This window comes from Dorea sp. 210702-DFI.3.17 (assembly GCF_020560825.1).
Taxonomy (GTDB): Bacteria; Bacillota; Clostridia; order Lachnospirales; family Lachnospiraceae; genus Dorea; species Dorea formicigenerans.
This window is the reverse complement of record NZ_JAJCNB010000089.1, coordinates 1-513: the sequence shown is the minus strand read 5'-3', so window position 1 is coordinate 513 and position 513 is coordinate 1. Positions and strand designations below refer to the sequence as shown.

At 44.1% G+C, this 513-nt stretch carries 1 protein-coding gene and 1 pseudogene; one reads left to right on the top strand and one right to left on the bottom strand.

Annotated elements, in window-relative coordinates; genetic code table 11:
- The coding region (locus LI149_RS15070) for a hypothetical protein (protein ID WP_227143616.1) at positions 1-192 on the top strand (192 nt) is incomplete at its 5' end.
- A gap of 105 nt (positions 193-297) precedes the next feature.
- Here the strand turns inward: LI149_RS15070 and LI149_RS15065 are convergent.
- A pseudogene (locus LI149_RS15065) lies at positions 298-513 on the bottom strand (chromosome partitioning protein ParB); the annotation flags it as partial.

Sequence of the window (513 nt, the reverse complement as noted above, 5' to 3'; positions counted from 1 at the left end):
CCTGTACACACTCGTTTCCATATCTTCTTCATTTTCTACAATTCCTTTCTTTTCAATCAAAAAAGACGTCCGTCTGGAACGCCTGTTGTTGCTTTGTGCTGTTTATTCCCTGCTGTCATGCAGGGTGTGGGAATCTCTGACCTGCCGAAAGAGAAAATGTTCCCGGCTCCTTATTGTCTTTTCGGCTGGTAATCTGCTGGTAAACCAAAGGGGTAGGGTGTGGGGAGGGGAAAACAGAAAAAGGCTGATTTCTCATTGACCACCAACGGGTAGACTTTTCCCTTGGTGTCAAAATGCCTATCGTTCCCTGCTTTTTTCCCGTTTCCGGTATAATTCCAGTGCTTTGATAATGGTTTCTTCCATTTTCTGCTGTGTAGTTCCCGATGGAAAGTATTTTTTCAGTCGGTTCTTCGGGATTTTCCACTGCTCTACCTGATTTGGCTTCTCTTCTGACATAATCGACAGCAAAACATCTTCATTCAACCTGCCCTCTGCTGAAAATTTGCGGATTTT